Genomic DNA, 16147 nt, shown 5'->3' with positions numbered 1-16147 from the left:
ACCCCTATATGGACTTCGTCGCAGTTTTTTGAATTGTCTTTCGTTCATCATAAATATTCGACACGATGACTTTTAGCACCGCATAAAATGGTACGGCAATAACGATACCGATAAAACCAGCAATATTCCCAGCCGCTAAAATAATTGTAATAACGGTTAGCGGGTGTATATCGAGTGATCTCCCCATCACGTTTGGCGTAATGAAGTTACTTTCGATTTGCTGTGCAAGGAGCGTGATAACAGATACCCATACGACAAGTATTGGATCTTGAATGATTGCTATAACAACCGCAGGAGCAAAAGCAATCCACGGTCCAATAAAGGGAATCATATTCATAAAGAATGCTAAAATCACTAGTAATAATGCGTACTCTAAACCAATAATCAAATAACCGACAGCAATAAATACGGCGAGAATAAAGCTAATTAATAATTGTCCTTGAATGTAGGTGCGTAGTACGCCGTCAATTTCACTTAACGTCTTCTTTACCCATTCACGTCGCTCACCATGAAAATAATTATAAATCGAAGGAGCAAACTTCTCATGATCTTTTAACATAAAGATAAAGAAGAATGGAATTAAAATCATTAACATTGATACAGATACGATTGATTGTAAAAATGTCACGAGCCAACCACTTGCCACAATCGCAATATCTTGAACCGAATTTGTGATATCCTCAATCAATTCGTTTAATTGTGGTGGGAAGTTTTCCTTATTGCTTGTCACGTAATCCAGTGCCTTTTGAATTTCTTCACCAATCATTGGTGCAGCTTTTACCAAATTATTCACCTGCGTTGCGATTGGTGAACCAATGATGAATAAAAGGCCCCCTACAAGCGCTACAAGTCCTATAACAATTGTGAGGATACTTGCCCACCTCGGCCACTTTCGCTTCTCTAAAAAGCGTTGAATCGGCTCTGTAATGTAATACAAAACACCACCTAATAATAGTGGAACAAAAATGGCTTTAAAAATAATGACAAGCGGAGAAAAAATCCAATGAATCTCAATAAAATATTTAATAACTAATAATGTCAGTAGTACGCCAACGCCTACTTGAAACCATAACTTTCTTGTCAATTCATTCACTTCCTTCTACTACAGATACTAAAAATACTACTTATATATTGTCCAAATCGCAAGTTTCCTAGTATAACTAAAAATAAAAAGGTTACGACTGAGCCGTAACCTTTTTGACATTTACAGTTTCGAGTCATCCACTGAATCTAAATAATTTTCGATGTGACCAATTACAGATTCAACACAGCCATCTTCGAATGGAGAGATTAACCCTGCCTCTTTTACCAGCTTTGTAAATGACAGCGAGCCACCCAGACCACATAAATGCACGTAATCTTTCCATGCTGCTTCAAACTCTTCACGTGAACGTTTCCAAAACTGGAACGCACAAATTTGCGCCAATGTATAGTCGATGTAATAGAATGGGCTCGCATAAATATGTGCCTGACGTTGCCAGATAGCGCCTGCCTCTAAATAGCTATTACCGTCATAATCACGATGTGGCAAATATTTTTCTTCGATTTTTTTCCATGCAGCTTTACGCTCTGCAGGTGTCATTTCAGGGTTCTCATACACCACATGTTGGAACTCATCAACCGCTACCCCATAAGGCAAGAATAATAGACCACTGCTTAAATGGGAGAACTTATATTTCTCAGTATCCTCTTTGAAAAATAGCTCCATCCATGGCCAAGTGAAAAATTCCATACTCATAGAATGAATTTCACAAGACTCATATGTCGGCCATAAATATTCAGGAATGCCAATATCACGGCTTGAATACACTTGGAAAGCGTGTCCAGCCTCATGTGTTAAGACATCGATATCTCCGGAAGTACCGTTGAAGTTTGAGAAAATAAACGGTGCGTGGTAGTTTTCGATAAATGTGCAATAACCTCCACTTTCTTTCCCCTTCTTTGCCACTAAATCCATCAAATCATTATCAATCATGAAGTTAAAGAACTCTCCTGTTTCAGCTGATAAATCTTCGTACATTTTTTTACCGTTTGCAACAATCCACTCAGGATCACCCTTTGGTGTTGCGTTCCCTGATAAGAAGTTTAAGCTTTCATCATAAAACTTAAAGTCTGAGATCCCGATACGTTTTGCTTGGCGTTCATATAATTTTGTAGCTACCGGTACGATTAAATCACGTACTTGATCACGGAATTTCCCTACCATTTCCGCATCATAATCAATACGATTCATCAATATATAGCCTAACTCTACATAGTTTTTATAGCCAAGCTTTACAGCCATCTCATGGCGCACTTTTACTAGCTCATCATATAAACGATCGAATGTTGCTTCATGCTCTGAGAAGAAGCCAAATCGTGCTTCCGTTGCCGCCTTACGCATCTCGCGATCAGTAGACTCCGCATAAGGGCCAAGTTGCGCTAGGGTTAACGTTTCACCATTAAAGTCAATTTGTGCAGAGGCAACTAGCTTACTATATTCAGAAACAAGTTTATTTTCCTTTTGCATTAGACCAATTACTTCTGGTGAGAATGCCTTGATTTGATACGCAGCTAGATCAAATAATTGCTGTCCCCATTTTTCCTCAAGCTGTTTACGATAAGGTGAAGCCACTAGCGCTTTATAGTATTCCGTCGATACATCCTCAAGCTCAGGACCTACTTCATCGAAATAGTCTCGCTCCGCTTGATAAAACTCATCTGTCGTATCAATTGACGCACGAATAAACACTAAATTAGCCATTGTTGCATAGTCATTACTTAGCGCATTAAATTTTTCAATGAGGTCACTTTGTCCTTCTACAGACTTTGCATTTTTGAATTGCTCAATTAACGTAAGTTGTTGTTCTTTCAACGCCTCCACATTTGGACGTTGATATTCATAATCCTTAAAAGTTGTCATGACAATACCCCCAATAATGTTGTATTTCTAATTATATGCCGAATCTCCAATATTAAGAAATGAAATATAGTTTTTAATATCCCATTACATAAGTTTTTAGTAGTGCTGCTCTCTCACGTAACCTCATTTTTTCTTCTACCGATTTCGGTGTTTGAGCAGGTACAACATCTACTTCAAGATCTAGCTTCTCTGCTATATACTGCGCACGTGCTAGATGAAAATCACTCGAAATAATTGTCAAACCTTTCTCACCTTCCGGGAGTAGTCCCTTCGAAAATAATAAATTCTCATAAGTCGACGTCGATGCACCCTCTTGTATAATTCGCTCCTCCACAATTCCCGCTTCTAGCAAATATGTATACATCCGCTCTGCTTCGCTCATGGGCTCTTCATTCCCTTGACCACCCGAAACAATCACTTTCACATGTGGATACTTTTTCAAATATTCTATAGCCGTCTCTAAACGGTATTGCAAAGATAAGCTCGGCTCTCCGTTTTCCTTCACCTTTGCTCCTAGTACAATGGCATAAGCATTCGTTCCATCTGCTTGTGGATCTACCCCTTTGTCTAGTAGCTTACCCGACCAAAAATATAAAATAAATCCCCCTACTAGCATGACACCTGCAATACCTATAACCCCCTTCCTCATACACTCACCCCCAGTTATTTACTATAAGAAACGAAAAAACTTACATGAAGTTTCCTGTGTATCACAGCGAAAAGGAACTATCTTATAGACAAAGATAGCTCCTTTCTGCTGATTACCGTATAATGAAGCGTTTGATTGATTCTTGTAATGCAGAAATCTCATCCGTTAAATCATTTGATGATTCGCTGACCATTTGAATTGCACGTTGTTGCTCGTCGACAGAAGCTGTTACTTCTTCTGATGACGATGCATTTTTCTCGCTAATCGTAGCAATACTCTCAATCGATTGCATCATTGTATCTTTCGAGTTATTTAAATACTCTACCCCAGCAGTCATTTCTTCAATAGCTGAATTGATTTTAATAACTGCATTTTCGATTTCCTTAAACGACATTTCTGTGATGGCTACTGAATTATTTTGTTCTTGAACGATTGTATGAGTTTTATGCATCTCGCCAGTCACTAGATTTGTCTCACTTTCAATACCACGTAATGTTGTACGTACTAAATCTGTCGCTACAGATGTTTGGTCAGCAAGCTTGCGCACTTCCTCAGCCACCACGGCAAACCCTTTGCCATGTTCACCTGCACGGGCTGCCTCAATAGATGCATTTAACGCTAATAAATTCGTTTGATCTGAAATTTCATTTATCGTCCCGACGATTCCTTCAATTTCTCGCACTTTTACAATCAAACTATCAAATACAGTTTGTACATTATTGATAAGCGCTGATGATTGCTCTGATTTTTCTTTTAAACGATCTAAATTCACAAGTCCTTCTTCATTTGATCGTTTCATCACACGAGATGAATCTAACATCAATTCATTTTTATCGTGTAAAACAACAATTTGTTGCGCAAAATCCACGGCCGTACGATTTGTATCTTCAGCGTCTGATGCCTGTTGCATCGCACCTCTAGATACTTCCGTAATCGCTTTCACAATTTCATCACCATAGGCATTTGTTTCCTCTGCTACAGCTGTTAAGTTAGAAGATGTCGATTGAATTTCGACAATGGCTTCCTCTACATCAGTAATGAGTGTTTTTAATTGATCGACCATATCGTTAAAGCCTTCATTTAATTGTCCAATTTCATCAGATCGTTGTAGAGTTTCAATTTCTACAGTTAGATTACCTTTTGCGACTTCACGTACTCGTTTTGACAAACTGAGAATCGGTAATGCTAAATGTCTTGAGACTAAAATAACAATAATCGTACCGATAACAATTGCCCCTAGTAATGTAAGACTAATCACAACTAACAGTGAGTTCGCCCCTGCATTGAAGTCTTGCATATACGTACCAGATGCGACAATCCAACCCCAATTTGGATCTAATTTCGAATAAATAATTTTATCTGCTAAAACTGTTTGACCGGGTAATTCAAAATCATATTCTGTGTAGCCCCCGCCCTCTAATGCTCTATCAGTTACTTCACGAATAAAATACTTACCACTACTGTCTTGATCTTCCCATAAACTATCGCCTTCACGTGTTGGATGTGTCGTTAACGTTCCCTTATGATCTAATATATATAAATAGCCATACTCTCCTAAATCTCCAGGATAGTTGATTGGTCGCTTTCCTTCACTATCTTTTGGTCCCAATAAGGCTTCACGTACTCTTTCTTGTGCAACTTCTAAAGGGATGTCGCCTCTTTCTACACTTTCATTGGTAATTTCAATTAATTGCATAGCCGATTCCACGCTATTTAGAAGAACTTGCTCACCTATTTCTTCCATACCTCTTTTTGCTTTTTCATAACTAACTATCCCTATTATTAAGCTAGGCACGATTAATAATGCCATAGAAATGATTATAAGTTTCCCTTGTATAGAACGTAAAAATTTCATATCCTAACCCCCTTTTTTTATATAAGTTAACAAAATATACTAATGTATATATTATGGTATGGTTTGAATATTTACACAATGGGTAATTCACAATTCCCCCATAAATTCTTAATTTTACATCAAAAATATGATGTTAAACCTATTTTTTCTCAACAAAAAAAACCAGTAGCTTAGAAAGCTACTGGTCTTTTATTGAGTATAAAGATTATTCACCTAAATCCGCATTGTGGTAGATGTTTTGTACATCATCTAAATCTTCTAAAGCATCAATTAATTTTTCAAACTTTGTAATATCATCACCTGTTAAAGTAACTTCAGTTTGCGGAAGCATTGAAAGCTCTGCTACTGTGAATTCTTCTACACCTGCAGCTTTAAGTGCTTCTTGTGCAGCAAATAATTGATCCGGTTCTGCATAAACGATTACTGCCTCTTCTTCTTCAAGAATGTCACGAGCATCTATATCCGCTTCCATTAAAATTTCAAGAACTTCATCAGCCGTTTTACCTTCTAAACCAATGACAGCTGTTGAATCAAACATGTAAGCAACTGATCCACTTACTCCCATGTTACCATTGTTTTTACCGAAAGCCGCACGTACGTCAGATGCAGTACGGTTTACGTTGTTTGTTAATGCATCCACGATAAGCATTGTGCCTGCTGGTCCGAAACCTTCATAACGTAATTCGTCGAAGTTTTCGTCACCGCCGCCTTTTGCTTTTTCGATTGCTTTTTCAATAATATGCTTTGGTACGCTATATGTTTTAGCACGTTCAAGAACTACTTTAAGAGCACGGTTTGATTCTGGATCTGGTTCACCTGATTTAGCTGCTACATAAATTTCTCGACCAAATTTAGCATTTATACGACTCGTACTTTGGTCTTTAGACGCCTTTTTTTCTTTAATATTGTTCCACTTACGACCCATGATTTTCACTCTCTTTCAAGTTAATTTATAAAAATATTAGATATACAACAATAAATGGTATTTAAATACTGTAGTATTATACACTACTTCACCACGAAAAAAAAAGAGGCATGATACGTATTACGCGCACTCTCCCTCTATATTCACCTATAAATCTGGATCTACACTAAAATCATCACTTGACAGCACATTCCACTACAGGCGGACGCGTTCCAGGGGGCGAGCCTTTCGTTCCATGTGTTTACTTAAAGCAATGTTTACTCTAAATCAAGCACATATTTTGGTGATGATCCATAAATCTTTGACGTTATTCATCGCCACATTCAATTATAACAGGTGCTCTTGCTTAATCTTTTGCAATAAAGCCCGACAACCTTCCTCAACCAAGTCATAAGTTTCTTGGAAATCACCTGTATAGTATGGGTCAGGCACATCTTTTTTATGGTCAGTTAAATCTAAGAAGCGGAAAATCTTTGGTGAGTCTGGATTTCCAAGCATCATATTGATGTTTCGAATATTACTTTCATCCATCCCCACTATATAATCGAATTGTTCGAAATCGTCCTTCTTCAATTGACGCGCCTTCATCCCCGTTGTTGAAATACCGTATTCTCGTAATTTCCCTTGCGTGCCACGATGTGGTGGTTCCCCAATATGGTTGGTACTTGTCGCAGCTGAATCTACTTCAATTTTGTCCCCTAAATTTTGCTGTATGACTAAATCACGCATGATTGCTTCTGCCATTGGTGAACGACAAATATTTCCTAAACAAACAAAAAGTACACGAATCATTACTATTCCTCCTACGATTAATTACGTCTTCACGTAATTCAGTTTGTACTGAGACACCTACTGAAAAAAGAATGAAGCTAAAACACTCAAAATCATAATGATTTTGAGTGTTATTATTTACTTCTTTTGATCAGCAATACGCTGATGTAATTCTTCCGTTAACCTTAAAAGTTCAGCTTCCAAATGTTGCGTAAATTCTTCACGACCATCTTTTCCTTTACCTGTAACGTAAAATGGCTCGCCGTAAATTAAATACCCTTTATGCCCTTTGAAAACGTCGCCTACTGTGCGCGCACCGACATAAGCAGCTGGTACGATTTGAGATTTAGAAAGTTGAGCAATAGTTATTGCTCCTTGTTTCAAATCCGTTCCTTCAGCGTTACGCGTACCCGATGGAAAAATCCCAACAATTTTTCCTTCCTTCAGTAATTGTGAAGGAATTTTAATAACACTTGGTCCAGGATTATCTCGGTCTACAGGAAATGCATTCAGACGATTAATTAACCAGCCAAGGCCCTTAATATCAAACAACTGTTTTTTTGCCATAAAGTGAATCTCACGTGGATACACGGAAATACCTAAATTCAGAATATCAACATAGCCTGTATGTGTACATGCGATGATAAACCCACCATCTTTCGGTAAGTTTTGCTCTTCATATATACAAGCCTTAGAACCCGTCAACTTAAAAATTGCTTTCACAATGTTTGCTGCTAATTTATACACTGTCACATTCCTACCTTATACTTTGATTAAGACTATTGTAATCGAAAATACCAGTACACTGCAATTGCATGAAAATTCATCAAATTTTGCCCACCAAAATATCCAAATCTATCGTAATTTCTGTGAGTGCTACTTCCGTATCCTCTGTCTTATGCCAGCCCATTGGTGTCATTTCAAGCAACGCTGGTATCAGTTCTATTGCTAATGGCATTGTATACGTCAAACGATCTATACTCACTTCTGCAAAACTTTCTTTAAAACGCTCCACTGTTTGAGCATTAGAATACGTTTCTTTCTCAGAATCTGCATAAAGCTGCGCACGAAGTTCCTGTAAATAACCACTTTGTGGAACGACTTTCACGATGCAGCCACCAGGTGTTAAGAGTCGTTTGAACTCACCGTAGTTTGCTGGCGATAAAATATTTAAAATTGCATCAAAGCTTGTTTCCGCATATGGGCTTTTCGCTAAGTCACCGACACACCAAATTTGCTCACTATAATGACGTGCTGCAGTTAAAATACCCTCTTTGGCAATATCTATTCCCACACCAATAGCACCATCGAGTTGCGTCATAATACGCGCTAAATGTGATCCTTCTCCGCAACCTGTATCTAATACGGTTTTTGCACCTGCTATTTTATCTGCAATTTTTTCTTCTAGTAAATCATATATTCCACTTTCAATGATTGCCTTTCTCGATTCAAATAATTCCTTACTATATTTTGACGTAGCTGCATGTGTCATCATATTTACATAGCCTTGCTTGGCAACATCAAAAGAATGATTTGCCGTGCAAACAAGGCTACCTTGTTCACGTACTTGCATTTGTGTTGCACAAATTGGGCAGGCAAATAACATAATATTTTCGTTCATCAAAGCCGCCCCTGCAGCTCTTTTTGATAATGCTCCCACTATTTTGCCTCCTTTATTTCTGTTGGTGAAACGAGTGCATATCGCTCCCATTTCCTACTTTTCCATCTAAAGTATACGATAATTGCCCGCAACCATTCATCTGCTGAAATGGCTAGCCAAATCCCAATTAAGCCCCAATCTAACACGAAGACAAGGAAATAACCGAGTGGCAAACTCATACACACCATCGACAAGAATCCGATTTTCACTGGGAATCTTGCATCCCCTGACGCTCGTAACGAGTTTATAATGACAATATTCATCGTACGCCCTGTTTCAAGTAAAATACTAAGTGCCAATACAGAAGCCCCTATTTTGATAACCTCTGGATTGTCAGTAAACATACTGATTAATGGCTTTCTGAAAATCGTCACGATAATAACCATTGTAATCGTAAAGGCAAATGCTGCACGCACACTTAACCAAAGTTGCTGATAAGCCTCATCCTTATTACCAGCACCTACATAACGTCCAATAATTATTGCTGTCCCCATGCCAATCGCCATAGCGAATAAGTATGTAAACATTGAAATATTCATCGCATACTGTCTTGCTGCTAACGTCTCTGCCCCTAAATATGTTGCATAATATAAGAACACAATTTGGCAAAACTGATACAACACTTGCTCAAATGCTGACGGTAAGCCGATATTTAAAATTTTCCGCACGTATTCCTTTGAATACGCAAAGTAATATTCGAGCTTCACACGAACTTCCATGACTTGATAGAGCAACCAGAAGAACACGAGTACCGCAATGGCTCTACTAATAACTGAAGAAACAGCCGCCCCTTGTACACCTAGCTCCGGCATACCTAAGTTACCGAAAATCAAACCGTAGTTCAATACAACGTGCAAAATGTTCATACCAAGTGACACGTACATCGTTTGTTTCGTCCAGCCGTGTACACGAATGACCGCCGCTAGCGCATTAATGATCGCCTGTAAAAATATGAAACTACCAATAATCACTAAATAACTCTGCGCATGCACAAGCACTTCGCCTTTTAAATTCATCATCTTCATTAAATGACTAGAACCAAAGAAGAACACCATACTCATGATCAACCCGACTGCTACATTCATTGTGACCGCTAGTGCAGAAATCCTCGCCGCTTCAAAATAACGCCGCGAGCCTAAATATTGCGACACAACTATCGCAGCCCCATTCCCGACCACTTCAAGGATTAAAATTGCAATATGAATATATTGATTGGCTGCGCCAACACCAGAAACGGCATCATCCGATAAGGCACTAAGCATAAATGTATCAGCTAGCCCCATTAACATAAATAAAAATACTTCTAAGAAAATAGGCCATGTTAAATGAAATAGACTTAACTGTCCATCTCCTTTTTTCTTCATGACTGTATCAGTCAACTTACGTCACTTCTTCCTTTTTGGAGTGAAAATATACTGTATCTTAACATACTTTCTTTTAAAATAGGCTCATCACCAGAAGTCGGGGATGACTTTGGTTAAAAGAGTCCAACAATATTGAATGCTTGTTGATTGGAGTGAGCGTAGCAGAGGAACAAAGGCTAAATACGTCACATCCTGTGACAACGCCTTTGTGACCAACATCCTGTTGCCCCTAAGCGGCTCATCGGACGCCCCCCCGGAAAGCGCCCAGCTGGAACGGAAATCAACCCCTCGTTATAGTGAAGAGCCTCAAAAAAATATCCCTCCCCCATTTTTGGGGGAAGGAATATATTTAACGTAAGCAATATGCCTGTAACTGCACACGTTTCTCTTTTGTCAGATTAAATTCTTGTTCTAAAAATGTCTCCTTTGAACCATATCGTACATCCATTTCATTAAATGCTGCTTGTAAATAATCTTCTCTAGCAGACATTAGAGCGTGAAATTGTTGTAATTCTTTATCATTAAAATCGTGCTGAATAGCTTGTGCCATACGGTCCACCATTGGACGGAGATAAATATTCGTATCTAAATAATCCTGTATGATTGTCTCTTCAGGTACATCAAGCGCCAATAAAATCAGTGCCCCGCCAATGCCTGTACGGTCCTTTCCCACTGCACAATGATGAACAAGACCTAAGTTTTCTGGTTGTTGAATCGTTGCCATCAGTTCTTTAAAGGAAGCGTTATTAAATGGCATTTGTGCATAAAAATCTCGGAACATATCTGGATTGACGACTTTGTAGAAATTTTGGCGACCCATTTTCTTTTCAGCGTTTGTCGGCATTTCAAAAGCATGGATGCCCTTTGCGGGAATTTGAATATACTTCGTATTCGGAAATGCTGGATTCGGGTTACTCTGAGCTTCATGGTCGTCCCGGTAATCGAAAATCGTTTTAATCCCTAACGTTTCAAAGCGCTCTTTATCTGCCTCTGTCATCTTACCAAGTGCTGCTGAGCGGTAAAACAAGCGATCCTTTACAATACGTCCATCCTTTGTCTTATAGCCACCCATATCACGGAAATTATAGACTGCCTCAAACGGAATAACTTGCATGTCAAATTGTCTCATCCATTACGCCTCCTTTGATTTAGCCATCCTCTATATCTCCATTTTATAGAATTAAAGAATAGAATACCAATTTCTACACTAAGCAAGCTCTTCTTGAGGATTGGGCTTTTCACAATGGATTCAACAGTAAAAAAATCGCCTCAATAATTGAGACGACTTCCTATAACATTTACTTATTAAAATAATTCAGGATAAACAGCCTTTGCTACTAGCTCAACTGCTTCACCAATACGTGGTCCTGGACGAGATAATGTATCTGCATCTAGTAGGAACACTTCTTTATTCTGAACAGCCGGGATAGTATTCCAGCCATTACGACCTAAAATTTCACCAACTGCATCTTCAATATAGTTATTAGTTGTTAAAATAACTTCAGGATTTTTAGCAATGATATCTTCTTCAGAAACTTGTATCCACCCTTGTTGATCGCCAAAAATATTGTTTACTTTAGCCGCATCTAAAATTTCCTGTTGGAATGTACCTCCTGCAGTCGTATAAATGCTAGGTAATGGACTAACTTCGTAATATGCATTTTTTTGTGTTGTTACGTCAGCTAATTTTGCTTGTACGTCAGCGATTTTAGCTTTAATTTCTTTGTTTAACTGCTCACCTTTGTCTTTAACACCCATTACAGTAGCAAGTTGCTCGATGTCACCGTAAACGTCTTCAAAAGATGTTGCTGATTGAATAACAAATACTTTTACGCCAGCATCTTCAAGTACCTTTAGTGCATCTTTTTCACCAATTGTATAGGCAATAACTACATCCGGATTTAATGCTAAAATACGCTCACTGTTAAATACCATTGAATCCGAAACACGTTCGATTTCTAATGCTTCTGGTGGGTACGTATCATACTCAGTTGCGCCAACGATTTTATCGCCAACACCTAATGCAAATAAAATCTCTGTGTTACTAGGTTGTAAAGAAACAACTGTTTCTGGTACTGCATCAAAAGCTACTTCTACCCCACGGTCATCCTTCACTTTATAGCCTGATTCTTCACTTTGTGCGCCTTGTTTTGATGTATCCTCATTTGCGTTTTCTTCTGCTGTGCCACAGCCTACAAGTAAAAATGCAAGCATTAATACTGAAAGCCATTGGAAATTAAATATCTTTTTCAATTTAGACATTCTCCTTTTTCTTTTTCATTGGGTAAGACTTACTTACAAACGGAATTTCTGCAATGCCTGCTTGTTGATTCATGTAGACAGCCATGACAAAAAATACGTTTGCTAATAGACCTAGATAATTAAATAGAATTTCTGGTACTTCTCTCTCCTCGGAAACTTTATGGAGCGCACGATAAGATTTTTTTGCCTCACTACGACATAAGTGTAACGCCGCTGCTGCTTCCGTACCCTGTGGTAAAACAAAGCTTTGGATTGCTTCTTTTACATGACTCACATAGAAATCATAACGACTACTTAGCCAAGCTAAATCCTCGTCAGTAACCGCTAATTTTCCACGTACTGATCCGTTGACATGATAAGCCATAGGTAAAATTTCAAGTAGATCTTCTTTTACTACCTCAACAATCTCTTTTTTGACTGCTGCAAGTGCCACACCTACATGAGTTGTTAGGCAATCTGTTCGAATTTCAAAATCGACAGTCGCTACTTTTTCACGCATGAAAGGGTAACAGGAATAGCGTGCATCTTTCTTCAAACAAGGTCCCCTCTTTCTACTATGAAGATATTCTCGCTGCTATAAGGCCCTATATCTTTTGATAAGTCCATTCACGCATCAAACGTTTTGAGTCTGGCGTGAATGCCATATACCAATAAAAAAGCCATAAAAAAAGCCGCTCCTCTTCGAAAAGGAACGACGAAAATAGCATAATTGGTCACGTCATATAACGTTCAATATGTATTTGCCGTATATCCTCCTATCTTCCGAAGAGTGCTTATACGCTCAAATAAAGGTCGGTCTCCTGGCTTGTGCAGCTCACTACAATGATTTTGTAGCGAAATCATAAGAGCCTTCCCATCTACTAGAAGCATTTTTCTTCATTCGACAGTGGCATTCTCTTATTTCTTCTGCACTTACAGTTGCGGAAACAGCTTCGGTCTTACACCGAATTCCCGATTATGCTAATAGTTAGCACCTTTATTCTGCAAGAATTATTCACTTGTTAAGCAGTTTATCATAAATTAACACCCTTTAGTAGTCGAAAAGTTGCAAATACTCACAAAAACCAGCACTATTTTTCTTTAACGACTGGATTTCTGTTTTTACGCACGGAAAACAGTGCACTATGTACCTAAAAAACACATTGATTTATATTGGAAATTATAGATTTATTATTCCATAAAAATAACCTTAATTACGCATATGTTGTATCTCATACCTCAAATCTACCATATACTATATCAATAAAAGTCCCTGACATTTAACGTAAGGCTGTCTTGTATTTCTTTTTATATTTGGCATCTTGCTCTTTCTCGATTAAATTCTGTGCAATATTTAATAGTTTTGTATCGCCTGTTGCATCAAATAAATTTTTCAAGGATACTATAATATCATAACGAATAAGTGACGGATGTTTTTCATCGACACATGTATGGAATCGCTTCGCTAAATGCGAAACAACTAAATCCCTTTGCACTTGTCCACCTAATCCGATACGCCAAATCGATTGTAAACTATGTCTTGCTGTAACGGTTTTTTCATCATAAGTTACAGCCCAAATTTTCATAAAATCTTCTAATACACGTTCTTCTGGATCACTTTTTGCTGCAAGTGCACATAAAAACTGTGCTGATTGTGCACGTATATGCTCATCTTTAAATGTAAGTGCCTTGATAAGTTGCTCCCAGACTGAATATGTCCAATCTACGGGTTCCTTTACAATTTTCATTAACTCTTCAAAAGATTCATATTGGATATCACGATCATGCTCAGTCAAATTGCTAAAAAGTTGTAATATGTCTTTTTCCATTATCCATCCCTACCTTTAATTCTTTCAGAACGCCATAATTTTATAAAAAATCTATGTTACACTAAATAAATCCTCTATTTTCAAATATTTTTATAAGCAGGTGAGCTTTTGAATAGAACAATTACAAGAAAAACGATTTTCCGAACTCTTGTCATTATCGGTCTAATTATTGCAGGATACTTCATCATTCCTGTTTCGGTACCCATTATTTTAGCTGGGATTACTGCTTTTTTGCTAGAACCTATTGTCATGTTTTTTAAACGTAAATGGAAAATGTCACGTAAAATAGCTGTCGCTGTCATTTATATAGTAAGTGCCACATTTATTGCTGTTATGTGTTACTTTACTATTACACAATTGATGTCGCAAATTATTTCCATTTCTAAACAAGCACCTTACTATATTTCAAAGTTATCTGATATGTGGCTACAAATGCAGGGTCACATTTCCCAATACACCGAAAACTTCCCAGCTGAAGTTAGAACTTCACTCCAAAATACAACATGGGATTTCATCAAAAAGGTTGAAGAGTCCTTTTTAAGCTTCTTCAATTATAGCAAAGTTACGAACTTACTTTCAGAAATCCCTAGTCTTTTTATTAGCCTTCTTGTTTATATGATTGCCCTATTTTTATTTATGCTAGATATACCTAAAATAAAACGTATTGTATATAAATATTTAAAACCCGAAACTGCAAACAAGATGAAAATCATTACTACCCGTTTAAAAGATGCTTTCTTCGGCTTTATGAAGGCTCAAATACTCGTTAGTTTTATAATTGGCGGGGTTGCACTTATCGGGTTATATATCATTCAGCCAAAATATGCAGTAACAATGGCATTGATAGTTTGGATTATTGATGTTATCCCATTTCTGGGTTCTATTATCATTTTAGCACCATGGGGCACTTATCATTTATTAATGGGCAATACATCATTAGCAATTAAATTATTCATCTTAGCTACTATTCTACTCATTATTCGTCGTACAGTCGAACCTAAGGTCATGGGGGCCCATATTGGTTTATCTCCTTTACCTACTTTAATTGCAATGTTTGTTGGCTTGCAGTTGTTTGGTATTGTCGGTTTACTAGTCGGACCATTTGTCATCATCTTGTTCTTTGCCTTAAAAGAAACAGGCATTATTAAATTAAACTTCAAGATTTAGAAATAAAAGTTTCTAAATCAAACAAAAAAACCTTACCCAAAATATGAGTAAGGTTTTTTCTATTGCTAAAAATTAATCATTAATAAGAGTCTCTAACGCTACAGTGATCATGTCATTAAATGTTGTTTGACGTTCTTCTGCTGTTGTTTCTTCACCAGTAATAACATGGTCACTCACTGTCATGATACTTAAAACGTCGATACCATATTTAGCTCCAAGTGTATAAAGCGCTGATGTCTCCATATCTACACCTAGCACACCGTAATCAGCCAGCTTATGAATCATCGTATCATCATCCTCATAGAATGCATCGCCAGTGTATACATTACCTACATGCACATTCAAATCAGCATTTTGTTTAGATAAACGATATGCTCTCTCAAGAAGAGTAAAGCTTGCGTTTGGTGCATAATTAATTTGCGGGAAAATAATGTTTTGCATTTTTGAATCATTCGTAGCTGCCATTGCCATAACAATGTCGCGGATTTTTACTTCACGCTTCATAGCTCCAATTGTACCAATGCGAATAATATTTTTCACACCATAATCTTTAATGAGCTCAGTAGCATAAATACTCATGGAAGGAGCACCCATTCCTGAAGATTGGATAGAAATCTTATGCCCTTTATATGTCCCCGTATAACCATACATTCCGCGAACTGTATTGTGACACTCAACATCCTCTAAAAAAGTATCTGCAATATATTTAGCACGAAGTGGATCTCCTGGCATCAATACTTTTTCAGATAGTTGACCTTCTTTTGCATTTAAATGGATACTCATA

At 37.6% G+C, this 16147-nt stretch carries 15 protein-coding genes and 1 riboswitch; of the genes, 1 reads left to right on the top strand and 14 read right to left on the bottom strand.

Going from position 1 to position 16147, the window contains the following annotated elements; all coding sequences use genetic code 11:
- Positions 1–4: 4 nt before the first annotated feature.
- The 13 genes from ACIQ2D_RS12030 to ACIQ2D_RS11970 all read right to left on the bottom strand — a co-directional run bounded on the left by ACIQ2D_RS12030 (position 5) and on the right by ACIQ2D_RS11970 (position 14196).
- Positions 5–1084 (bottom strand): AI-2E family transporter, encoded by a 1080-nt coding sequence (locus ACIQ2D_RS12030; RefSeq protein ID WP_402864297.1) that lies wholly within the window; start codon positions 1082–1084, stop codon positions 5–7.
- A gap of 120 nt (positions 1085–1204) precedes the next feature.
- Positions 1205–2902 carry a M3 family oligoendopeptidase gene (locus tag ACIQ2D_RS12025; protein ID WP_402864295.1) on the bottom strand — a complete coding sequence of 566 codons (1698 nt, stop codon included), beginning with the start codon at positions 2900–2902 and terminating at the stop codon, positions 1205–1207.
- Between the two features lie 73 nt (positions 2903–2975).
- On the bottom strand, positions 2976–3551 hold the full coding sequence (locus ACIQ2D_RS12020) for a YdcF family protein (RefSeq protein ID WP_402864293.1): 576 nt from the start codon (positions 3549–3551) through the stop codon (positions 2976–2978).
- Between the two features lie 112 nt (positions 3552–3663).
- The gene (locus tag ACIQ2D_RS12015; RefSeq protein WP_402864291.1) at positions 3664–5406 is read right to left on the bottom strand and encodes a methyl-accepting chemotaxis protein; all 1743 of its coding nucleotides are present in this window, start codon (positions 5404–5406) and stop codon (positions 3664–3666) included.
- 205 nt (positions 5407–5611) lie between these two features.
- Entirely contained in the window at positions 5612–6331 is a 720-nt protein-coding gene (locus tag ACIQ2D_RS12010) for a YebC/PmpR family DNA-binding transcriptional regulator (protein ID WP_402864289.1), read from the bottom strand.
- A 327-nt stretch (positions 6332–6658) separates the two neighbouring features.
- Positions 6659–7123: a low molecular weight protein-tyrosine-phosphatase gene (locus ACIQ2D_RS12005; RefSeq protein ID WP_402864287.1), complete on the bottom strand. Its 465-nt coding sequence runs from the start codon at positions 7121–7123 to the stop codon at positions 6659–6661.
- 117 nt (positions 7124–7240) lie between these two features.
- Positions 7241–7849, bottom strand: a complete 609-nt coding sequence (locus ACIQ2D_RS12000; protein WP_402864469.1) for a lysophospholipid acyltransferase family protein — start codon at positions 7847–7849, stop codon at positions 7241–7243.
- 79 nt (positions 7850–7928) lie between these two features.
- Positions 7929–8762: a putative RNA methyltransferase gene (locus tag ACIQ2D_RS11995; RefSeq protein WP_402864285.1), complete on the bottom strand. Its 834-nt coding sequence runs from the start codon at positions 8760–8762 to the stop codon at positions 7929–7931.
- Positions 8762–10126 carry an MATE family efflux transporter gene (locus ACIQ2D_RS11990; protein WP_402864467.1) on the bottom strand — a complete coding sequence of 455 codons (1365 nt, stop codon included), beginning with the start codon at positions 10124–10126 and terminating at the stop codon, positions 8762–8764. The genes ACIQ2D_RS11995 and ACIQ2D_RS11990 overlap by 1 nt, the downstream gene beginning before the upstream one ends.
- A 349-nt stretch (positions 10127–10475) precedes the next feature.
- Positions 10476–11255, bottom strand: a complete 780-nt coding sequence (locus ACIQ2D_RS11985) for a tyrosine-protein phosphatase (protein WP_402864283.1) — start codon at positions 11253–11255, stop codon at positions 10476–10478.
- 176 nt (positions 11256–11431) lie between these two features.
- Entirely contained in the window at positions 11432–12379 is a 948-nt protein-coding gene (locus ACIQ2D_RS11980; RefSeq protein ID WP_402864281.1) for an ABC transporter substrate-binding protein, read from the bottom strand.
- 1 nt (position 12380) lies between these two features.
- A complete protein-coding gene (locus tag ACIQ2D_RS11975; RefSeq protein ID WP_402864279.1) occupies positions 12381–12923 on the bottom strand; it encodes a hypothetical protein in 543 nt (180 codons plus the stop codon).
- Between the two features lie 238 nt (positions 12924–13161).
- Positions 13162–13381: riboswitch (cobalamin riboswitch) on the bottom strand.
- A 266-nt stretch (positions 13382–13647) separates the two neighbouring features.
- Positions 13648–14196 carry a hypothetical protein gene (locus tag ACIQ2D_RS11970; RefSeq protein WP_402864277.1) on the bottom strand — a complete coding sequence of 183 codons (549 nt, stop codon included), beginning with the start codon at positions 14194–14196 and terminating at the stop codon, positions 13648–13650.
- Positions 14197–14304: 108 nt separating this feature from the next.
- On the opposite strand from ACIQ2D_RS11970, the gene ytvI reads away from it, so the two are divergent.
- A complete protein-coding gene (ytvI, locus tag ACIQ2D_RS11965; protein WP_402864275.1) occupies positions 14305–15363 on the top strand; it encodes a sporulation integral membrane protein YtvI in 1059 nt (352 codons plus the stop codon).
- A gap of 72 nt (positions 15364–15435) precedes the next feature.
- On the opposite strand, the gene deoD is transcribed toward ytvI, so the two are convergent.
- Positions 15436–16146, bottom strand: a complete 711-nt coding sequence (gene deoD, locus ACIQ2D_RS11960; protein WP_402864273.1) for a purine-nucleoside phosphorylase — start codon at positions 16144–16146, stop codon at positions 15436–15438.
- Position 16147: the final 1 nt, after the last annotated feature.

Source organism: Lysinibacillus sp. NPDC097287 (genome assembly GCF_044761695.1).
GTDB lineage: Bacteria > Bacillota > Bacilli > Bacillales_A > Planococcaceae > Lysinibacillus.
The sequence above is the reverse complement of the archived record's forward strand: the minus strand, read 5'-3'. Positions and strand labels throughout refer to the sequence as shown.